Here is a 20,585-nt window from a genome sequence, read left to right on the forward strand (position 1 = left end):
CATGGCTGACGCACCGCAACCGATCATCATCAAGCGCGTCAAGAAGGTCGCCGGTGGCCACCACGGCGGCGCTTGGAAAGTGGCCTACGCGGACTTCGTGACCGCGATGATGGCCTTCTTCCTGGTCATGTGGCTGGTGGTGTCAATGCCGGAAGAAAAGCTGTCCGGCATCTCCGAGTACTTCAAGAACCCCAGCATTTTGCGCGGCACCTCGCAGGCGCCGCCACCGGCGGCGATGGGGCAAGGCGGCTCCGGCACCAACCCGGTCCAGGTCGGCCCGACCAATGTTTCGCCCACCATGGATGGTGAAGGCCCGAAGATCGGCGAAGTGCGCGAAGTGGCTGATGCCGAAGAAGCCAAGCGGATGGCGGCCGAGGAAGAGAAGCGCGAGCTGGAGTCGCTGAAAGAAGAGTTGGACGCGGCCATCGAGAAGAGCCAGGCGATGGCGCCGTTCAAGGATCAGCTGCTGCTCGACGTCACCCCGGAAGGGCTGCGCATCCAGATTGTCGATGAGCAGAACCGACCGATGTTCGACAGCGGCAGCGCCAGCCTGAAGGACTACACCCGCGTCATCCTGCGCGAGCTGACGCCCTACATCGACAGTGTCGAGAACCGGATCAGCCTGTCGGGCCACACCGACACCACGCCCTATTCCAACCCGTACGGCTATTCGAACTGGGAGCTCTCAGCCGACCGCGCAAATTCTGCCCGGCGCGAGCTGGTGCGCGCCGGGCTGCCCGAAGCCAAGATCTCGCGCGTGGTCGGGCTGTCGTCCTCGGTGCTGTTCGACCGCGAAGCGCCGACCAACCCGATCAACCGCCGCATCAGCATCATCGTGATGACCCAGGCCGCCGAAGAAGCTGCGCGTCGCTCGGACAGTTTCGGCACCGACAGCGAGATGCCGGCCGAAGCACCGGCCACTGAAGCGGACCCAGCGGAATCCGCTGAACCCGCCGCGGGTCAAGCTGCCGTCGGTGACATGCGCCCTGCCCGGCCGGATCTCGGCTCGGTACAGCGCGAGCTGGAAGCCGCAGGTGTGCAGACCCAGCCACGCGGCTGAGGGCTTTAGCAGCCTGTCGGACTTTGGCTGGGCTCGCTGCAAATCCGCCTGCGCGGTCCACTCTTCCGCCTGTTCTTGGCCGAGCGCCCACTCGGCCTGCGAATCGTCGAAAAACTGTCCTCGCGCAGGCGGACTTTCGCCTCGACCCCCAAAACCCGACAGGCTGCTAGCGAGCGGCCGCCGCCTGCGCGCGCAGGCGCTCGGTTTCGGCAGGCCCCAGATAGCGACGGATCGCTGCGCGCGCGAGGTACAGAAGCGGGATCAAAGCCAGCGCAGCGGCGACCTTGTAGCCATAGTTCACGGTGCCGACCGCCAGGAACAGCGGAATCGGCCACTGCTGCGGGCCGATCACGAAGGCGATGTAGAGCACGACGAAACTGTCGACCAGCTGCGAGACCAGGGTTGAACCGGTGGCGCGCATCCAGATCCAGCGCTCGCCGGTCCAGCGACGGATGCGCTGGAACACCGCAACGTCGATCAATTGCCCGACCAGAAAGGCGGTCACCGAGCCACCGATGGTCCACAGGCCCTGACCAAAGATCGCCGCGAATGCCGCCTGCAGATCAGGCACGCCCTGATCCAGCGCCGCTCCCTTCCACCAGCTGGCCGGGGCCAGCGAGATTGCCAGGTAAGCGAACAGAAACGCGTACAGGATCATCCCAACGGCGAGCCAGGAAATGAAGCGCACGCCGCGCGGGCCGTAGTACTCATTGATGACATCGGACATCACGAACACCACGGGCCACAACAGCACGCCCGCGGTGAAGCTCAGCGAGCCGCTCTGGCCAAACAGGTTCCAGTTGAAGGGTGCGAGCCCGAGCGTGTCTTCAAGCGCGAAGATCTTCACGCCGATCAGTTCGGCCAGGATCGCGTTGCCGACAAAGAAGCCGGCGAGCACCACGAACAGCGCTTGTGAGCGCGGACTCATGGCGGAGTCCCGCGCTCAGACGCACGGGTAAACGGGATCTCCGCCGGCGACACCGCGCCACCGGAAACAATGAAGGCCATTGCCTGGTCGACGGTCCAGCCCGTCGGTGTCAGGAACTCGACCGGCACGATCTCCAGATAGCCCGAGGTGGGATTCGGCGTGGTCGGCACATACACCGCCGCCAGCTCGCGTCCCGTGCCCTCTTCGCGGATCACCCGGGTAACGAAACCGATCACTTTCATCTGCCGATGCGGGAAATCGATCAACACCACCCGTGGTGCGCCGTCGGGCTTGGTCTGCAGCACCGACAGCAGTTTCTTGGTGCCGCCATAGATCGCCTTGACCAGCGGGATGCGATCAATCAACCCATCCACGGCCGACAGCAAACGCTTGCCGACCACACGATTGGCCAGCCAGCCCAGCCCGTACAGGCTGAGCAAGGTCAGCACCACCGCCAGAACGAAGCGCAGCGAACCCATGTCGAGAATGCGCGCCAGCGGTGGGAACACTTTCACCAGTCCCAGCATCAGCGCATCGACGATCGGTGCGCCGAGCTTGGACAACTGCAGCAGAACAAACTCGAACACCACCCAGGTCAACCACAGGGGGAAAACCGTCAGCAGGCCGGTCAACAGATAGCGCTGGATGTAGAGCTTGTGGGTGCGGGTCTCGGTCATGCGCGAATTCTAGGCGGTGAGCTGATCGAAGGGGGCAAGCCGCCGTGAACGAATCTGCAAAGCACCGCCAGGCGGAGCATGTGTTTGAGCCTTTACGCGCGGCGCGGCCATTGCTCGCGCGCGGGGGCAGCACGCGCAGCGCTATCCGCGCACGACCTGCCCCAGCTGCCAGCCGATCAACAGCGCGAGCGCGCCAACGATCAGGGTCAGGGCCAGATAGATCAGCGCCAACTCAGGTTTGTCCAGCTCCCGCCACAGCAGCAGGCAGTCGACCATGAGGGCCGAATAGGTGGTCAGCCCGCCGAGCAGGCCGGTCATCAGCAGCGGCCGCAGCCAGGGCGCTGCGTCGGGCTTCTGCAGATACACCAGCAGTACGCCGGCGGCGAAGCTGCCGATGATGTTGACGGCGAAGGTGCCCCACGGAAACCCGCTGCCCAGCTGGCGCAGCAGCCAGCTGCCGAGCAGAAATCGCGCGCCTGCGCCCAACGCGCCGCCGGCCATCACCAGCAGCAGGCTGTGCAGCGCGCTCATGCGCCCTCGCCGCGTTCGCCGCGTGCCTTGGAGCGGACTGCGCGCAGGGCATCAAGTTTGTCCTTGAGCTTGAGCTCCAGCCCACGTGCGACCGGCCGGTAGTACACCTGCTCGCCCATCGCATCGGGAAAGCCGGTCTGGTCGAGCGCGATGCCGCCTTCAAGATCGTGGTCGTACTGGTACTGCTCGCCGTAGCCAAGCGACTTCATCAGCTTGGTGGGCGCATTGCGCAGATGCAGAGGCACGTCCTGCGTGCCCGAACTGCTCACTTCCGCGCATGCAGACTTGTAGGCCACATAGCCGGCATTGCTCTTGGCGGTGCTTGCCATGTACAGGGTGACCTGGGCCAGCGCGAGTTCGCCCTCGGGGCTGCCGAGACGCTCGAAGGTGTCCCAGGCCTCCAGGGCCATCTGCTGTGCGCGCGGATCGGCCAGGCCGATGTCCTCGATGCTCATTCGCAGCAGCCGGCGCGCCAGATAGGCCGGATCGCAGCCGCCGTCGAGCATCCGGCACAGCCAGTACAGCGCCGCATCCGGATTCGAGCTGCGCACGCATTTGTGCAGGGCCGAGATCTGGTCGTAGAACTGTTCACCGCCCTTGTCGAAGCGGCGGGTGCGGTCGGCCAGCACCTGGGTCAGAGTGGTTTCGGTGATCTCACCGCCCTCGCCTTCGGCCAGTTCGGCGGCGATTTCCAGCAGGGTCAGCGCGCGCCGCACATCGCCGTCGGCCGCCTGCGCGATCAGGTCGAGGTTGGACTCATCAATCTGGATGCCACGCCCGCCCAGACCGCGTTCCACATCCAGCAGCGCGCGCTGCAGGGCGCGCTTCAGATCCACCGGCGCCACCGGCTCCAGCACGTGCACGCGGCAGCGCGACAGCAGGGCCGAGTTCAACTCGAAACTGGGGTTCTCGGTCGTTGCGCCGACGAACAGAATGTAGCCGCGCTCGATGTGCGGCAGGAACGCATCCTGCTGGGTCTTGTTGAAGCGATGCACTTCGTCGACGAACAGCAGGGTGCGCTCGCCGGCGGTGAAACGCGCCTCGGCGGCGGCCAACACTTTGCGCACCTCGGGCAGGCCGCACAGCACCGCCGACATCGACTCGAAGCGCGCCTCGGCGTAATTCGCCAGCAGCAGGGCCAGCGTGGTCTTGCCACAGCCGGGTGGGCCCCACAGCACCATCGAATGCAGGCGGCCGCTCTGCACCGCACGACGAAACGCGCTGCCCTCGGCCAGCAGGCGGGTCTGGCCGACCACGTCCTCCAGGCTGGCCGGGCGCATGCGCTCGGCCAGGGGCTTCAGCGCATCAGGTTCAGCGAACAGGCCGGGCTGCGCCATCAGGCGACCTGTGCGGCGTCCGCCTCGGCGGGCGCGGTTGCGCGCTGGTACTGCTCAAGGTCCAGCAGGCCGGTCTGGCGCGCCACCAGCACCGGCACCAGCATCTGGCCGGTGACATTGGTCATGGTTCGCATCATGTCGATGATGCGGTCGATCGCGATGATGAAGGCGATGCCTTCCAGCGGCAGGCCCGCGGCGCTCATCACCAAGGTCACCATCACGATCGCGGTGCCCGGAACACCGGCGGTGCCGAAGCTGCCCAGCACCGAGGCCAGCAGGATGATGAAGTACTGCGAGGCCGACAGATCGATGCCGAAATACTGCGCGGTGAACAGGCAGGTGATGGCCGGGTAGATCGCGCCGCAACCGTCCATCTTGATGCTGGCGCCGAGCGGCACCGCGAACGCGGCATAGTCGCGATTGACGCCGAGATTGCCCGCCACCGAGCGCAGCGACGCCGGCAACGAGGCGAAGCTCGACGAGGTCGCAAACGCGATCTGCATCGCGCCGGCCGCGCCGCGGAAGAAGCGCAGCGGGTTCAGGCCATGCGCGAGCAGCAGGCCGCCGTAGACGAACACGATATGGACCGCGCAGGCCACGAACAATGCCAGCACATAGCTGCCCAATGGCAGCAGACGCTCGAAGCCGTAGGTGCCGACCAGGGCCGCAATCAGGCCAAAGGTGCCAATCGGTGTGACTTCAAGCACAAATCGCGTCACCTGGATCATGGTCTCGCTGGCTTCGCTCGCGAGTGTGCGCAGGCCTGCCGTCTTCTCGCCCAGCTTGACCAGGGCGAAGCCGATCAGCCCGGCGAAGAAGATCACCTGCAGGATCTTGCCCTCGGCCAGGGCCATGAAGGGATTGGCCGGCACCACATCGAGCAGCACCCGGATCGGGGTGGGAATCTCACGCGGCACGTAGTCAGCGGCCGGCGTCAGCGGCTCAAGCCCAGTGCCCGGCTGCAGGATCAGCGCCGTCGCCATTCCCACGCCTACCGCCAGCGCGGCGGTGATCGCGAACCACAGAAAGGTTCGACCGCCCAGGGCCGCGATGCTGCTCTGCCCATGCAGACGCGCGATCGCCGCCACCACGGCGAAGAACACCAGCGGGGTGGCGATCATCTTGATCAGGGTGACGTAGAGGGTGCCCAGCGGCGCGAACCAGGTCGCCGCATCGGCCCCCAGCAGCCAGCCCGCCAAGGCACCGAGCACGAAGCCACCGGCTACGCGCTGCCAGAAGGGAATCGCCAGCCAGCGGCGGACAAGGTTCGCGAACATGCAGGCTCCGGCGCCTCAGAAGGGCTTGGCAATCACCAGGAAGATCACGCCCAGGGCGAGCAGGACCGGCAACTCATTGAACCAGCGCAGCGCCTTCGAGCTCGGCAGGCCCTTGCCCGCCGCCGCGCCACGCAGCAGCCGTGCGCTGCCGAGAAAATAGAAGAACAACAGGCCGACCAGGCTCAGCTTGGCATGCATCCAGCCCTGACCCGAGGTCACCGCCGGCCACCATTCGGGCTTGAACCGATAGCCCAGCCAAAGCGGCAGACCGAACACCAGCAAGAGACCGAACATCACGTGACCGAAGCGATACAGCCGTCGCCCCATCAACACCAGGCGTTCGCGCACCGCGGGCTGATCACCGACCTCAGCGAGGTTCACCAGAATACGCGGCAGATAGAACACCGACGCCATCCACGCGATCACGAACAGCAGGTGCAGCGTCTTGGTCCAGACGTAGATCACGGGGCGGCCAGGGGTGGGAGTCAGGGGAGCAGGATGCCTGATGAAGTCGGGAATGGGGAATTGGGAGTGGGGAATCGTCAGAAGCGCCGCACGATCAATCCTGTCGCCAGCGTTGTACGCCTGCGCGGAAGGGGCTGCACTCGGGCACCCACGCCGAAAGTGCTGCGGGGCCAGCTTGAACGATTCCCGATTCCCGGCTTCAGCGAAAGCGCTCCCGCAGCTGCGCATCCAGCAGGTTCACCGAGTCATACGCGTTGACCACATTGATGACCTCGGTCATGCCGACCTTGGCGACCTTGGCGATCTCGTGCAGGGGCAGGAACTCACGCAGCATGGCGCTGGAGACCCGGTAGGCCGTCGGGTAGTCGCGGGCCAGTTCGATGGGACGCTGCAGCTTGAACTTGCCACCCGGGTCGAGCTGGCTGGACAGCTTGCCCTCGGCGGTCAGGTAGCGGACCTGCCAGCGCAAGCGCAGCCACGGCTTGGCCGGAATCTTCGCGCGCACCTGCGCCAGCTCGGTGCTGGTCAGCGGCTTGAAGGCGCTGCGTGAGATCTCCTGCAGGCAGTAGAGCTCGAGCGCAGGCAGGTCGACATCGGCGTGGTAGGCCTCGTTGACCGGGTCGAGCACCAGCGGCGGCAGCCCGCCCATTTCGATCCGCGAGGGCCCACCGAGAATCGGCTTGGTCAGATAGTCGAGCAGCGGAAAACTGCTGGTGTCTTCGAGTGCCGAGCGACGCAGGCGCGGGTCGATGTTGGGCGCGATCTCGACCTCGCGTGCGCCGATGCGCTCGGCGATCTCGTCCAGCCGCGCCTGGGTGCGCAGGGTCGGCGCTTCGGTGAACTCGACCGAGGTGTTGGCGCCAAGCCGATGCGGGATCAGCATCTCCGGCGTGTTGGCCATCGGGTCGCGCCGGAACAGGCCGTCGACATCGTGGGCGCCCTGCCCGCGCACGATCTGTGCCGGCTTGACGTCGGGCAGACCGTCGTCGAACTGCTTGGCCAACGAATCGCCGAGATCGAGATCGAAGAAATTCTCACCCTGGCTGACCAGGTTTACGCTCGGCGCGGCGGCAGGCTTTTCAAGCGGCGGCGGGCACAGCAGGTTGACCATGCGCACCATCGCGTCGAGCTTTAGCGGCCGCCGCAAGGCCCAGTCAGCGCCGTCTTCAGTGCCGACATCGACCAAGGTGATGAAGGTGTGGCGAAGCTGCAGTGAGACTTCGCGCGCGGCGGCGCCCAACGGGGTTGCCGGGTCGAGCAGCAGCAGGTCTGGCCGTTCGGAGTCGGAAAACCGCCAGCGTGCGTTGAAGCGCGCCGCGCCCATGCGGAACAGCAGCCGCACCCGTGCGGACTCTTCGTCGGTGGTGCCCACGACATCGATGACGCGTTCTGGCTGCTGCATGCCCCGTTCAACCTCGCACTTCGCTGATGAACTCGCTCATGCCCGGCGTGCCGACATCGCCAGCCCCACGCGCGTTGAGCCCGGTGCCGCTGCTCGCTTGGGTGCGGGCGTCGGCGCCAGAGTTTTCTACAATGCCGCCATGTCCGCTTCCCAGCCACCGACCGTCACCTCGCAGCTGGCGCTCGGCCAAGCCGCGCTGGCACGCCGTGAAGCCACCACCGCGCGACATTACGCCGAGGCTGCGCTGGCTGCTCGACCCGACTGGCCCGAGGCCCGTCTGCTACTGGCGAATTCGGCCTTGCTGGAGGACGACCTCGCGACCGCGATCACGGTCTTGCAGAGTCTATGCCAACAGCTCGGACATCCTCCGGCGCTGGTGCAAGCACTGGCCACGGCGCTGAACAATCGCGGCAGCCGACGCCAACGCAGCGGAGATATCAAGGACGCATTGGCTGATCTGGATCAGGCCGTTGCGCTGCAGCCGACGCATCCGTTCGCCCACTTCAACCGCGCGCTCTGCCTCGCCCAGTTGCAGCGCAGACCGCAAGCCGTCGATGCGATGCTCAAGCACCTGCAGCTGCAGCCGGGAGACCTGGAAGGACGCGCCCAGCTGACGCTATGGCAGCCGGAAGGTCTGGCACGCTCGCAGGCGCTGCAAGCGCTGCTTGAGCACCCGAACTCCGAAGCGCTGCCGAACGAGTTGCAGGTGCGCGCTGCGCTGGCCGCCGAACAGCCCGGACGCGCGGCACAGGCACTGCCCGGCTGCAGTGCCAACGAGCGCGCCGGGCTCGCTTGGCAAGTCGGCGAAGCGCTGCGCCAATGCAACCAGGGCGCCGCTGCGCGCAAAGCGTATGCAACAGCAGACGACGCCAACCCGAGCCTGCCCTGCGCAGCGCTCGCCGCAGCGCTGACGGCTGACGCCGTGGCCGGCACGCGCGCGGCCATTGCAGCGGATCGGCGGCGCGCGTACTCGGACCTCAGCACGCTGGAGTCGCGCTGGGCGGAACTCTGCGCGCGCAGCGAACGCAGCCTCGGGGCATTGAGCTGGAGCCACTTCCAGCTGGCCTACCAAGGCCAAGACGACACCGCTCTGCAGGCCCGCATCGGTGACCTCGCGGCGAGCGCGGCGGCGCAGTTGAGGCCTCATCTCGCCAAAGCACTACCGCCGCCGGCACATCCGCGTCGGGTACTGCTGGTCGGCAGTGTGTTCCGCGACTGCACAGCGGGCGCCTACTTCGGCGGCTGGATCGACTGGCTGGCTGCCGCCGGGTTCGAGGTGGTGATCTACCAGCTCGGCCCCCGCCGCGATGCCGAAACCGCGCGCCTGGCCGCCTCGGCCGCGCGCCTGGAGTTCGTTGACGACGATCTTGATGCGATCGCTCTGCGCCTGCGCGAGGAGTCTGCCGGACTGATTCTCTACCCCGAGATCGGCATGGACGCGCGCATCCTGCCACTGGCCTCGCTGCGACTGGCGCGGCGCCAAGCGATGGCCTGGGGCCATCCGGTCAGCGCCGGGTTGTCGACCCTGGATGCTTGCTTCAGCTGCAGCGAGATGGAGCCCGCCGAGCCGCAGCGCCACTACCGCGAGCCACTGCGCCTGCTGCCGGGCCTGGGTGTCGATTACCGACGGCCCGCGGTGCCGGCGCCGGCGAGCCGCCGCGAGCTCGGTCTGCCCGAGTCGGTTCCCTTGCTGCTGGTGCCGCAGTCGCTGTTCAAGCTGCATCCCGACAACGATGCCGTCTACGCTGAACTGCTGCAGGCCGCACCGGATGCGCGCCTCGTGTTGTTCGATGCCAACGATGCGCTGCGTGCGCCGCTGCAGCAGCGTTTCGTCCACGCGGGTATCGACCCCACCCGGCTGCTGTGGCTGCACGGCTGCAGCCGCGGGCGCTACCTGCAGATCAATGCCGCCTGCGACCTGATGCTCGACAGCCTGCATTTCTCCGGCGGCAATGCCAGCCTCGATGCACTGCAGGCCGGGCTGCCGGTGCTGAGCTGCGCCGGTGAGTTCATGCGCGGGCGGCAGACCGCGGCCATGCTGCGGCGGCTCGGGCTGTATGCCGAACTGTGCGTCGAGCGGCCTTCGGCACTCGCGGCGCGCGCGCGGAACCTGCTGCAATCAGACGCGCTACCGGCGCTGAGCGAGCGCATCACGGCCAACCTGCATCGCCTGTTCGACAGCACCGAAGCACGCCACGCTTTTATCGCCCACATCGAAGAACTCTGCTCGTAAAGGACGCCCGTGACCACCGCCGAAGCTGTCACCCTGCCCGCTGACTGTCGCATCCGCCCCATTGAACCCGGCGACGACGCCGCCGTCGCGGCGATCATCCGTGTCGTCATGCCGGAGTTCGGTGCCGACGGCCCGGGCTTCGCCATTCACGATGCCGAGGTCGCGGCGATGAGTGCGCACTACGCCGCGCCGGGCCACGTCTACTTTGTGATCGAGCGCGCCGGGCGGGTCATCGGCGGCGCCGGCATCGCACCGCTCAGCGGGGCGACCGATGGCATCTGTGAGCTGCGCAAGATGTATTTCCTGCCGGAAGCGCGCGGCATCGGCGCAGGTGCGGCGATGATGCAGATCTGCCTCGACAGCGCCCGCGCGCTCGGCTATCGCCAGTGCTACCTCGAAACCCTGACCGGCATGGACGCCGCACAAAAGCTCTACGAGCGCAGCGGCTTCGCGCGGATTCCGCAGGCGATGGGCGCCACCGGCCACTTCGGCTGCAATCGCTTCTACCTGCGCGAACTCGACGCGTGAGCACAGCGCCGCGGTTTGATCGCCTGCTCTGCGGTCTGCGCTTGGTCACGCTCGCCGATGCGCAGGGCTATGGGCTGATCGAGGACGCTGCGCTGGGTTTTGTGGGTGAGCACATCGCCTACGCTGGGCCGCTGTCGGGCGTCTCGGCCGCGGCCCGCACGCAGGCCCGCGAGATCGAGTGCTTTGACAACGCGCTGGCCACGCCGGCCCTGGTCGACTGCCACACGCATCTGGTGTTCGCCGGCACCCGCGCGCCCGAGTTCGAGCAGCGCCTGCAGGGCGTGAGCTACACCGATATCGCCGCCGCGGGCGGTGGCATCCGCTCAACCGTACGCGCCACCCGCGCCGCAGACGAGGACGCCCTGTTCGCCGCCAGTCTGCCGCGCGCGCGCGCCCTGCTGCACGATGGCTGCGCCACGCTGGAGATCAAATCCGGCTACGGGCTCGATGTCGACAGTGAGCTGCGCATGCTGCGCGTGGCGCGGCGGATCGGCGCGGCGCTCGGCATCAGCGTGCGCACCACCCTGTTGGCGGCGCACGCGCTGCCGCCAGAGTTCGACGGTCGCAGTGACGCCTACATCGAGCATGTGTGCAGCGAGATCCTGCCGGCTGCGCACGCGGCGGGCCTGGTCGATGCGGTCGATGCATTCTGCGAAGGCATCGGTTTCAGCCCGGAACAAACGCGACGCGTGTTCGCCGCGGCGCAGGCGCTGGGCCTGCCGGTCAAGCTGCACGCCGATCAGCTGTCCGACCTCGGCGGCGCCGCCCTGGTGGCGGAACACGGCGGTCTGTCGGCTGACCACATCGAGTTCACCAGCGACGCTGCCGTGCAGCGCATGGCCGAACGCGGCACGGTTGCGGTACTGCTGCCCGGCGCGTTTCTATGCCTGCGCGAAACCCGACTTCCACCGATTGAGAGCCTGCGCACGCACGGCGTGCCGATGGCGGTGTCGACCGACTGCAACCCTGGCACGTCGCCCCTGCTGTCACTGCGGCTGGCGATGAATCTCGCCTGCACCCTGTTCCGCCTGACGCCCGAAGAAGCCCTGCGCGGCGCCACCCTGCATGCCGCGCGCGCGCTGGGCTTGAAAGACCGCGGCGCTCTACGGCCTGGGCTGCGCGCGGATGTGGCGATCTGGCCGCTGCAGGATCCGGCCGAACTCAGCTACTGGCTGGGCGGCGCCGGGCCGGAGCGGCTGTACGTCGGCGGCGCACCCGTCGTCGGCTGAGCATCAAGGCTGCGTCTCCAGTTCGGACGCTCTACACCTCCGGGAACGCACGTGCCGATATTCACCCGGCACGTGGCGGGCGGACGCGGCGGCCTGTCCGGATTCGATGCTGCGCTCCTTGCTGCACGCCAATCGCATCCATACGTCGGGCGTGGCGGATGCCGAGCCAAGTAGACCGATGCAGAGGGGCGCGACCGCTCCGCCTCAGGCCATCCTCTGCCGCCGCAACAGCCACCAAACGAACAGCCCACCGGTCACGTACATCAGCAGCGAGTACAGCGCCGGAGCGACGGCGGCGGAGGGCATTTGCAGGACGTTCAGGGCGACGAAGATGGCGAGGGTGCCGTTGTGGATGCCGATCTCGAATGCGATGGCGGTGGCTTGGGGCACTGCCAACTTGACCAGCCGACCGGCGGCGTAGCCGGAGAGCAGGCTGGCGAGGTTGAACAGCAACACCACACCGCCGAGCGTCAGCGCGTGTTCGATCAGCACCTGACGTTCGATCACCATCGCCGCCAGGATCAGGCCGACCAGGATCAGGGTCGACAGCACGCGCACCGGCCGATCCAGCCGGTCGGCCACCGTGGGGCGCCAGGCGCGCAGGCCCATGCCGATCAGCACCGGCAGCAGTACCAGCATTCCGACCTCGATCAGTTTGCCGGTTGGCGGCGGCACGGCCTGCTCGCTGCCGATCAGCCAGGCCAAACCGAGCGCGGTCCACAGCGGCAGGGTCAGCAGGGCCAGCGCGCTGTTGATCGCGGTCAGGCTGAGGTTCAAGGCGACGTCGCCGCGGGCAAGGTGAGAGAACAGGTTGGCAGTAACGCCGCCGGGCGAGGCCGCCAGCAGCACCAGACCGAGGCCGATCTCCGGCGGAAGATCGAAGCCGAAGGCCAGCGCGAAGGCCAGCAGTGGCAGCAGGCCGGTCTGGATCAGCAGGGCCACCACCACGGCGCGTGGTGTTTTGGCGACGCGGCGGAAGTCCGCCAGGCTCAGGTGAAGGCCGAGGCCGATCATCACGATGGCCAGTGCAATCGGCAGAAACACGCTGAGGATCAGATTTCCAGTCACGGTGCGGGGCCTCTTGGCTGCGCGTCGGGCCCCCTGCCCGCTCGCGTGTGCTCCGAAGCATGCTTGAACGGCACCGAATTGGCGATCTACACGGCGCGCAAACAGCGCTCCAACAGCGGGCGCAGAGCGCGCCTGCGCATCAGCGCCGGGCCGGCCTCGCGCAGGCGTTGCTGCAATCCTCGAGCAGCGGCTGCGGCCAGCGCGGCAGCAGATTGGCAGCGAGCACGATGTGGCGGCGCCGACGCTTGTCGAGCCGGTTCGACAGCGCCGAGTCGTAGCCCGGCGCCTGCAGCGCGCGGCGCAGGGTTTCAGCGATTTCGGCAAACGCGCGGCTGTGCGGACAGCCCAACCGGCTGACGGTCGCGACGGCAAACCGTATGACCTCAGCTCTCGAACTGCTCCGCGAGGATGCGTTCTTCGAGGTTGTGCTCGGGGTCGAACAACAGGCGCACGGTGCGCTCGTTCGACTGTTTGACCCGCACCTCGACCACATCGCGGATCTCGGTGGAATCGGCGGTGGCGCTCACCGGACGCTTGTAGTGATCGAGCACTTCGATGCAGACCTCGGCATCCGAACGCAGGATCGCACCGCGCCAGCGCCGCGGACGGAACGGGCTGATCGGGGTCATCGCCAGCACCTGGCTGTCGAGCGGCAGAATCGGGCCATGCGCCGACAGGTTGTAGGCCGTGGAGCCCGCCGGTGTAGCGACCATGATGCCGTCGCAGACCAGTTCGGGCAGGCGCACCGAACCGTTGAGCTCGATCTTCAGCTTGGCGGCCTGCTTGGTCTGGCGCAGCAGTGAGACCTCGTTGAAGGCCAGCGCCCCGGTGCTGGCGCCGGACTCGGAGATGGCGATCATTTCCAGCGGACGCAGCACCGCCGCCTGACCGGCCTGGATGCGCTCTTCAAGGCCATCCGCGCGGTACTGGTTCATCAGAAAACCGACGCTGCCGGTCTTCATGCCGAACACCGGCACGCCCAGCACCTGGGTGCGATGCAGGGTCTGCAGCATGAAGCCATCACCGCCGATGGCGATGACGGCTTCACACTCCTCCAGTGTGGCCGGCGGGTGCAGGGCTTCGAGTTCGGCCTTTGCCGCCTGCGCCTCGGGGGTTTTGCTGGCGAGGACGGCGAGGCGCACTTCAGCTCGCCCCGGCCGAGGCCAATTGGGCAAGGCGACGTACCGCCACCGAGACCGTCGGATAGTCCATCGCCAGCTGGTTGCGCATGTCGGCGAACATTCCCAAGGTGAATTTCAGCGCGGCCGCATCGCGGCCCAGCCAGTTGCTGAGACGACTGCGGACATCGCCATCGCTGTGCTGCAGGACCTGCAGCACCAGTGCGCCCTGCTGCTGCTGCATTTCGTCACGCAGCGATCCGCGCGCGAGTGCATGCCAGCGGCCGTCGACCGGCAGCTCTTCTATGCGCTGCTGCAGCCACTGCAGGTGCAGGGCCTCGCCCAGACCCGAGTACACGCGGGCGACATCCTGGACGGCAAGCTTGTGCGAGGTCGCCACTTCGACCACATCCAGGGCCGAGTACAGCATGGCCAGACTGGCCAGTTGTTCGGCCAGCGGCTGCGGCAGGCCGGCGTCAAGCCAGCGGGCGCGCGCATCGGCGTAGCGCACGCGATCGGTCTCGGCCAGGATGCCCGGCAGAGCCGAACGCAATGCATCGAAACCGGGCTTGTAGCGGCTGACCGCGACGGCGATGTCGAAGCGATCGCCGGGGCGATTCAGCAGCCAACGAGTCATCGAGCGCAGCAGGCTCCAGATCTCCAGCAGGGCGTCGATCTGCGAGGTCTCCGGCACCTGCAGGTCGAGTGCATCGATCTCGCTCCACAGCGCACGTGAATCCATCACCTCGCGGGCGATGCTGTAGGCCTTGGCGATCTGGGCCGGCGTGCGGCCAGTGTCTTCCTGCATGCGCATCAGGAAGGTCGCGCCCATGCGGTTGACCATCGAGTTGGTCACCGCGGTGGCGATGATCTCGCGACGCAGACGGTGGCGCTGCATGTGCTCGGTGTAGCGCGCCTGCAGGGCCCGCGGAAAGTAGCGCGCCAGCTCTTTTGACAGGTACGGATCTTCCGGCACGTCGGATTCCAGCAGCTGCTGGAAGGCGACGATCTTCGCGTACGACAGCATGATCGACAGTTCCGGCCGGGTCAGGCCCAGCCCGCGCGCCTTGCGCTCGGCGAACTCGGCGTCCGAGGGCAGATACTCCAGCTGACGATCAAGCAGGCCCTGCGACTCCAGCGTACGGATGAAGTGCTGCTTGGAGCCGAGCCGGTACACGCTCATGCGCTCCATCAGGCTGATCGCCTGGTTCTGCCGGTAGTTGTCGAACAGCACCAACTGGCCGACTTCCTCGGTCATGTCGGCCAGCACCTGGTTGCGCTCGGCCAGGCTCAGCTCGCCGCGGGTCATCGCGTCGTTGAACAGGATCTTGATGTTGACCTCGTGGTCCGAGGTGTCCACGCCGGCCGAGTTGTCGATGAAGTCGGTGTTGAGCAGCACGCCGTTCAGCGCCGCCTCGATGCGGCCCTTCTGGGTCATGCCGAGGTTGCCGCCCTCGCCCACCACCCGGCAGCGCAGCTCGCCGCCGTTGACGCGGATGGCGTTGTTGGCGCGATCACCGACGTCAGCATGGGTTTCGCTCGCGGCCTTGACATAGGTGCCGATGCCACCGTTCCACAGCAGATCGACCGGCGCCTTCAGGATGGCGGTGAGCAGGTCATTGGTGGAAAGCGCGGTCACGCCCTCGGCAATGCCCAGCGCCGCCCGCACCTGCGGGCTGATCGGGATCGATTTCAGCGCACGCGAGTAGACCCCGCCGCCGGCCGAGATCAGCGATTTGTCGTAGTCGTCCCAGGACGAGCGCGGCAGCTTGAACAGACGCTCGCGCTCGGCGTAGCTCTGGGCCGAATCCGGCGCCGGGTCCAGGAATACATGGCGGTGATCGAACGCAGCCACCAGGCGGATGTGCCTCGACAGCAGCATGCCGTTGCCGAACACGTCGCCCGACATGTCGCCGACGCCGGCACAGGTGAAATCCTGGCTTTGGCTGTCGCGACTCATCGCGCGGAAATGGCGCTTGACCGACTCCCAGCCACCCTTGGCGGTGATGCCCATGCCCTTGTGGTCGTAGCCGACCGAACCGCCGGAGGCGAAGGCATCGCCCAGCCAGAAGCCGTGCTCGGCCGAAATCGCATTGGCGATATCGGAGAACGTCGCCGTGCCCTTGTCGGCCGCGACCACCAGATAGGGGTCATCGGCATCGCGGCGAACCACATCCTGCGGGTGGATCACGCCGTCGTCGTTGAGGTTGTCGGTGATGTCGAGCAGGCCGTTGATGAACAGCCGGTAGCAGGCGATGCCCTCGGCCAGCACGGCGTCGCGATCGCCGCCGATCGGCGGGCGCTTGGCGTAGAAACCGCCCTTGGCGCCGACCGGCACGATCACGGTGTTCTTGACCATCTGCGCCTTGACCAGGCCCAGCACCTCGGTGCGGAAATCCTCGCGACGATCCGACCAGCGCAGACCACCGCGAGCGACCGGGCCGAAACGCAGGTGCACGCCTTCAACCCGCGGGCCATACACGAAGATCTCGCGATACGGGCGCGGCTTGGGCAGATCCGGCACCGCGGCCGGGTCGAACTTGAAGCTGATGTAGTCGCGCAGGCGGCCGCCCGGGCGCTGGAAACAGCTGGTGCGCAAGGTCGCCCGCATCACCCCGACGAAGCTGCGCAGAATGCGATCTTCGTCCAGGCTGGAGACCTCGTCGAGCAGATCGACAAGGGCATCATCGCAGGCGTCGACCAGGGCACCCGAATCCAGGCCGCGCGCCTGCGCGATCGACTCGATCCCGGCCAGCACGCCCTCGCTGGGCTCACTGCCAGCGACGGTGCGCAGCGCGTTCGCCAGCGCGATCGCCGCCGCCGCGCGAAGCTCGGTGGATTCGGTTGCGCGGGTGGGATCGAACAGGCCGTGGAAGTACTCCACCAGCACCCGCGACAGCAGCGGATAGCGGTTGAGCGTCGCTTCCACATAGGGCTGCGAGAACGGCGCCTGCGCCTGCAGCAGATACTTGCAGTAGCCGCGCAGCATCGACACTTGACGCCAGTCGAGGCCGGCCGAGAGGATCAGCGCATTGAATCCGTCGCTCTCGGCATGACCACGCCAGATCTGCTCGAAGGCATCCTCAAAGCGCTCGCGCAGGGCCTCGACATTGATCGCGCCGAAGCCGATCTGGTCCTGCGCGGTGACCACTTCGAAGTCCTGGATGAAGATCGACTCGGCGCCGACCACCATCTCGAACGGATGCTCGGACAGGATCCGCAGGCCCATGTTCTCCATCATCGGCAGCGCATCCGACAGCACGATCGGGCTGCCGTAGCGGAACAGCTTGAAGCGCAGGCGCGAGCCGGTTTCCTTGCTGCTGCGATACAGGCGCAGGCGCAGGTCTTCGGGGCCATGCAGGGCCGCCGCCTGCTCGACGTCAGCCGCGGCGATCTCGGGAGAAGCCTGTTCGATGTAGCCGACCGGCAAGGCCTTGCCGTAGCGCTGGGTGAGCTTCAGGCCACGCTCTTCGCCGTGCGACTGGACCAGCAGATCGCGCAGCTCGTCGTGCCAGTTGCGCACGATCTGGGCCAGCCGGGCTTCGATGTCGGCGATTTCGACCTCGACCGCCTCGCCAGCACGCGGCCGCACGATCATGTGCAGCTGCGCCAGCGGCGACTCGCCCATCTGCACATTGGTGTCCAACCGCTCGCCATGCAGGGCCTCGCGCAGCAGGCTCTCGGCGCGCAGTCGCACCTCGGTGTTGTAGCGGTCGCGCGGGATGTACAGCAGGGCCGAATAGAAGCGGCCATAACGATCGCGGCGCAGGAACAGCCGCGTGCGGGCGCGCTCCTGCAGAGCGAGGATGCCGAGGGCGGTGTCGAACAGCTCGCTCTCGCCGGCCTGGAACAGCTCGTCGCGCGGCAGCGATTCGAGGATATGCCGCAGCGACTTGCCGCTGTGGCTGTTCGGCGCCAGGCCGGATTCGCGGACTACGTGCTCATAGCGCTGGCGCACCAGCGGAATCGTCCGCGGCCGCGAGGCGTAGGCGCTCGAAGTATAGAGACCGAGGAAACGGTGCTCGGCAATAGCGCGGCCGCTGCCGTCGAACACCAGCACGCCGATGTAGTCCATGTAGCCCGGACGGTGCACCGAGCTGCGTGCATTGGTCTTGGTCAGAATCAGTGCGCCGACCGCGCCGGACTGCGGCATATGGGTGGCGGCCAGTGTTTTCAGCGGGCGCGGCTTGGCGGTCGAATCCTTGCCGGACAAGATGCCGAGGCCGGTGCCCTGCACCGCATGCAGCAGATCCTCACCGCTGGAATTGTCGCGCCGGTACTCGCGGTAGCCGAGGAAGGTGAAGTGGTCGTCAGCCGCCCAGCGCAGGAACTCCTGCGCCTCGCGCCGGCCCTCCTCGCTGATCGGCATCGGGCTCGCGTCCATGCCGGCGATGGTGGCATGCATGCGCTCGCGCATCGGCGCCCAATCGCGTACGCAGCTGCGCACATCGGCCAGCGCGCTCAGAATGGCTTCCTGCACGCGGCGCAGGTCTTCGGGTTCGGCCAAGCGGTCGATCTCAAGATGCATCACCGACTCGTCGGCACCGCGTTCGCCGACGCTCAGCACGTTGCCGCCGGGGTCACGCTGCACGGGCAAAACCGGGTGGATGATGGCGTGCAGCTGCAGATCGCAGGCGGCCACCGCCATGCTCACCGAGTCGACCAGAAACGGCATATCGTCGTTGACGATCTGCACCACCGTATGTGCGCTGTCCCAGCCGCCCTCACCCGTCCGGGTGTTGAAGATCCGCAGCTTGGGCGCGCCGGGGCGACGCTCGCGCATGAACTCGAGCAGATCGATCAGCAGCTCAGCCCACAGCTCGGGCGCGCGTCCGGCGAGTTCATCGGACGGCATTCGCCCAAAAAAACGCCGCGCAAAGGCGGCGGCATCGGTCTGGCGCGGCGCCGGCAGGCGTTGAGCGAGGACGGCGAGGATCGGATCAAGCAGGGTGGAATCGATGGTCGACATGTCGGGTACTTTGGCTTTGGGGGCGAAGCCGCTCAAGAACCGCGAATGATAGTAGAGATCGCAGGCAGAGGCTTGGCGGTCGCTGTCCTTGCAAGCGCCATACCGGCCGGTATGCCGATCAGGCCGGAGCCACCGGCGGGTCGCCAGGTTCAGCGGTGGCGGCCATCAGCTCCGGCGGAGCGTCGCCTTCCTCTCTCAGTTGACCCTCCCATTTCGACACCAACGCGGTGGCCACGCTGTTGCCGATCACATTGGTGGCCGAGCGGCCCATGTCCAGGAAATGATCGATGCCCAGCAACAGCAGCAGTCCGGCCTCGGGCAGGTCGAACTGCGCCAGCGTGGCGGCGATCACCACCAGCGAGGCACGCGGCACGCCGGCCATGCCCTTCGAGGTCACCATCAGGATCAGCAGCATGGTCAGCTGCTGCGCCCAGCTCAGCTCGATGCCGTAGGCCTGGGCGATGAACATCACCGCGAAGGTGCAGTACATCATCGAGCCGTCGAGATTGAAGGAGTATCCCAGCGGCAGCACGAACGAGGCCACGCGATTGCTGCAGCCGAATTTCTCCAGCTGGGCCAGCGTCTTCGGGTAGGCGGCTTCGCTGGAGGCCGTAGCGAAAGCCAGCATCACCGGCTCGCGCACCATGCCGAACAGGCGCCCTGCACGGCGGCCGATCACCAGGAAGGCCGCGCCGAACAGCAGCAGCCACAGCAGCGCGATCGACACATAGAAGCCGAGCATGAACTCGCCGTAGACCCAGATGATGCCAAAGCCGCTCTTGGCGACGGTGGAAGCCACTGCAGCAAACACCGCCAGAGGCGCGAACCACATCACATACATGGTCAGCTTGAGCATGGCGTAGGACAGGCCTTCCATCGCATCGACCAGAGCCTTGCCCTTCTCGCCGATGGCCGCACACGCCGCACCGAACAGCACCGAGAACACCACGATCTGCAGAATCTCGTTGCGCGCCAGACCGTCGAAAATGCTGGTGGGCACCAGATGGGTGACGAAGTCCTGCAGCGACATCGCGGTAGCGGAAATGCCGGTCGGCGCGCCCGCCTCCGGAAGAGGCACTTCGAGCCCGACGCCCGGCGCCAGCAGATTGACCATCAGCAGACCCAGGCTCAGCGACACCGCCGAGGCCAGCAGGAACCAGCTCACCGCCTTGATGCCGACCCGGCCGACGGCGGCACCATCGCCCATCTTGGCAATGCCCACCACCAGGGTGGCGAGCACCAGCGGCGCGATGATCATCTTGATCAGGCGCAGGAAGATCGTGGTGACGAGGCCGAGTGCCGAGACCACTTCGCTGGGATCGGCCACGGTCTGGTTGACGACGTAGCCGACACCCATACCCAGCACCAAGGCGATCAGGATCCAGAAAGTCAGGCTGCGATAGGGGAGCATTCCGGTGATCCGCGCGTGAAGGGTTGCGAATGCTAGCAGTCGCGGGTGCCAGAACGCCCCTGGCCTTGCGGATCCGCGACGAAGGCAGAGCGATGGCAGCCCACCCTCGCGCGCAAGGGAGAGGCGCGCGCGCCAAGCGTGGGTCAGAACAGCGCGAACTCGCGGCATGCCCACGACCAGAGCCCTCCGAGAGAAGAGCGTGCTGCCGACCAGTCCCCCTGCCCCAGCAGGCTCAACGACAGGCACGCCATCGAAGCTTGGAAGCCGGGCGCTGCTGGCAGCCTCGCGCCTCGCGGCAGCTCGGGCCAGCGACTCCGTGGGAAGCACAGATCGTCGATACTGGAAACGGTCA

At 66.9% G+C, this 20,585-nt stretch carries 16 protein-coding genes; 4 read left to right on the forward strand and 12 right to left on the reverse strand.

What is annotated here, in order from left to right:
- Position 1: 1 nt before the first annotated feature.
- Positions 2-1,060, forward strand: a complete 1,059-nt coding sequence (gene motB, locus ACIQ7H_RS02095) for a flagellar motor protein MotB (RefSeq protein ID WP_395787887.1) — start codon at positions 2-4, stop codon at positions 1,058-1,060.
- 166 nt (positions 1,061-1,226) lie between these two features.
- Here the strand turns inward: motB and ACIQ7H_RS02100 are convergent, their stop codons facing one another.
- The 7 genes from ACIQ7H_RS02100 to ACIQ7H_RS02130 all read right to left on the reverse strand — a co-directional run bounded on the left by ACIQ7H_RS02100 (position 1,227) and on the right by ACIQ7H_RS02130 (position 7,677).
- Positions 1,227-1,988 (reverse strand): queuosine precursor transporter, encoded by a 762-nt coding sequence (locus tag ACIQ7H_RS02100; protein WP_395787888.1) that lies wholly within the window; start codon positions 1,986-1,988, stop codon positions 1,227-1,229.
- Positions 1,985-2,665, reverse strand: a complete 681-nt coding sequence (locus tag ACIQ7H_RS02105) for a DUF502 domain-containing protein (protein ID WP_395787890.1) — start codon at positions 2,663-2,665, stop codon at positions 1,985-1,987. The genes ACIQ7H_RS02100 and ACIQ7H_RS02105 overlap by 4 nt, the downstream gene beginning before the upstream one ends.
- A 141-nt stretch (positions 2,666-2,806) precedes the next feature.
- Entirely contained in the window at positions 2,807-3,196 is a 390-nt protein-coding gene (locus tag ACIQ7H_RS02110; RefSeq protein WP_395787892.1) for a CrcB family protein, read from the reverse strand.
- Complete coding sequence (locus ACIQ7H_RS02115) at positions 3,193-4,533, reverse strand: replication-associated recombination protein A (RefSeq protein ID WP_395787894.1); 1,341 nt, start codon at positions 4,531-4,533, stop codon at positions 3,193-3,195. Before ACIQ7H_RS02115 ends, ACIQ7H_RS02110 begins: the two co-directional genes overlap by 4 nt.
- Complete coding sequence (locus tag ACIQ7H_RS02120; protein ID WP_395787896.1) at positions 4,533-5,810, reverse strand: dicarboxylate/amino acid:cation symporter; 1,278 nt, start codon at positions 5,808-5,810, stop codon at positions 4,533-4,535. Before ACIQ7H_RS02120 ends, ACIQ7H_RS02115 begins: the two co-directional genes overlap by 1 nt.
- Positions 5,811-5,825: 15 nt before the next feature.
- Positions 5,826-6,275: a CopD family protein gene (locus ACIQ7H_RS02125; protein WP_395787898.1), complete on the reverse strand. Its 450-nt coding sequence runs from the start codon at positions 6,273-6,275 to the stop codon at positions 5,826-5,828.
- Positions 6,276-6,474: 199 nt separating this feature from the next.
- Positions 6,475-7,677 carry a hypothetical protein gene (locus ACIQ7H_RS02130; RefSeq protein ID WP_395787900.1) on the reverse strand — a complete coding sequence of 401 codons (1,203 nt, stop codon included), beginning with the start codon at positions 7,675-7,677 and terminating at the stop codon, positions 6,475-6,477.
- A 139-nt stretch (positions 7,678-7,816) separates the two neighbouring features.
- Between ACIQ7H_RS02130 and ACIQ7H_RS02135 the strand changes: the two genes are divergently transcribed.
- From ACIQ7H_RS02135 to hutI, 3 genes are read left to right on the forward strand one after another with little or no spacing between them, the layout of a single operon-like run.
- Positions 7,817-9,910 (forward strand): tetratricopeptide repeat protein, encoded by a 2,094-nt coding sequence (locus ACIQ7H_RS02135; RefSeq protein WP_395787902.1) that lies wholly within the window; start codon positions 7,817-7,819, stop codon positions 9,908-9,910.
- Between the two features lie 9 nt (positions 9,911-9,919).
- The gene (locus ACIQ7H_RS02140) at positions 9,920-10,438 is read left to right on the forward strand and encodes a GNAT family N-acetyltransferase (protein ID WP_395787904.1); all 519 of its coding nucleotides are present in this window, start codon (positions 9,920-9,922) and stop codon (positions 10,436-10,438) included.
- Positions 10,435-11,667 (forward strand): imidazolonepropionase, encoded by a 1,233-nt coding sequence (hutI, locus tag ACIQ7H_RS02145; RefSeq protein WP_395787906.1) that lies wholly within the window; start codon positions 10,435-10,437, stop codon positions 11,665-11,667. The genes ACIQ7H_RS02140 and hutI overlap by 4 nt, the downstream gene beginning before the upstream one ends.
- A 204-nt stretch (positions 11,668-11,871) precedes the next feature.
- Here hutI and ACIQ7H_RS02150 read toward each other — a convergent pair whose 3' ends face one another.
- The 5 genes from ACIQ7H_RS02150 to ACIQ7H_RS02170 all read right to left on the reverse strand — a co-directional run bounded on the left by ACIQ7H_RS02150 (position 11,872) and on the right by ACIQ7H_RS02170 (position 20,233).
- Positions 11,872-12,735 (reverse strand): bile acid:sodium symporter family protein, encoded by an 864-nt coding sequence (locus tag ACIQ7H_RS02150; protein WP_395787908.1) that lies wholly within the window; start codon positions 12,733-12,735, stop codon positions 11,872-11,874.
- A 139-nt stretch (positions 12,736-12,874) separates the two neighbouring features.
- Positions 12,875-13,084 (reverse strand): hypothetical protein, encoded by a 210-nt coding sequence (locus tag ACIQ7H_RS02155; protein WP_395787910.1) that lies wholly within the window; start codon positions 13,082-13,084, stop codon positions 12,875-12,877.
- Positions 13,085-13,118: 34 nt separating this feature from the next.
- Positions 13,119-13,910, reverse strand: coding sequence for an NAD kinase (locus tag ACIQ7H_RS02160; RefSeq protein ID WP_395787912.1), 792 nt, complete (start codon positions 13,908-13,910; stop codon positions 13,119-13,121).
- Positions 13,879-18,822: an NAD-glutamate dehydrogenase gene (locus ACIQ7H_RS02165; RefSeq protein WP_395787914.1), complete on the reverse strand. Its 4,944-nt coding sequence runs from the start codon at positions 18,820-18,822 to the stop codon at positions 13,879-13,881. Before ACIQ7H_RS02165 ends, ACIQ7H_RS02160 begins: the two co-directional genes overlap by 32 nt.
- Before the next feature lie 118 nt (positions 18,823-18,940).
- Complete coding sequence (locus ACIQ7H_RS02170) at positions 18,941-20,233, reverse strand: dicarboxylate/amino acid:cation symporter (RefSeq protein WP_395787916.1); 1,293 nt, start codon at positions 20,231-20,233, stop codon at positions 18,941-18,943.
- Between the last annotated feature and the right edge of the window lie 352 nt (positions 20,234-20,585).

The organism is Aquimonas sp. (assembly GCF_044377145.1).
Classification (GTDB): Bacteria; Pseudomonadota; Gammaproteobacteria; order Xanthomonadales; family Xanthomonadaceae; genus Aquimonas.

What these genes read in the sequence shown, in the direction of transcription:
- motB (WP_395787887.1), top strand. Translation starts at nt 2, where the DNA reads ATGGCTGACGCACCGCAACCGATCATCATCAAGCGCGTCAAGAAGGTC.
- ACIQ7H_RS02100 (WP_395787888.1), bottom strand. Translation starts at nt 1,988, where the DNA reads ATGAGTCCGCGCTCACAAGCGCTGTTCGTGGTGCTCGCCGGCTTCTTT.
- ACIQ7H_RS02105 (WP_395787890.1), bottom strand. Translation starts at nt 2,665, where the DNA reads ATGACCGAGACCCGCACCCACAAGCTCTACATCCAGCGCTATCTGTTG.
- ACIQ7H_RS02110 (WP_395787892.1), bottom strand. Translation starts at nt 3,196, where the DNA reads ATGAGCGCGCTGCACAGCCTGCTGCTGGTGATGGCCGGCGGCGCGTTG.
- ACIQ7H_RS02115 (WP_395787894.1), bottom strand. Translation starts at nt 4,533, where the DNA reads ATGGCGCAGCCCGGCCTGTTCGCTGAACCTGATGCGCTGAAGCCCCTG.
- ACIQ7H_RS02120 (WP_395787896.1), bottom strand. Translation starts at nt 5,810, where the DNA reads ATGTTCGCGAACCTTGTCCGCCGCTGGCTGGCGATTCCCTTCTGGCAG.
- ACIQ7H_RS02130 (WP_395787900.1), bottom strand. Translation starts at nt 7,677, where the DNA reads ATGCAGCAGCCAGAACGCGTCATCGATGTCGTGGGCACCACCGACGAA.
- ACIQ7H_RS02135 (WP_395787902.1), top strand. Translation starts at nt 7,817, where the DNA reads ATGTCCGCTTCCCAGCCACCGACCGTCACCTCGCAGCTGGCGCTCGGC.
- ACIQ7H_RS02165 (WP_395787914.1), bottom strand. Translation starts at nt 18,822, where the DNA reads ATGTCGACCATCGATTCCACCCTGCTTGATCCGATCCTCGCCGTCCTC.
- ACIQ7H_RS02170 (WP_395787916.1), bottom strand. Translation starts at nt 20,233, where the DNA reads ATGCTCCCCTATCGCAGCCTGACTTTCTGGATCCTGATCGCCTTGGTG.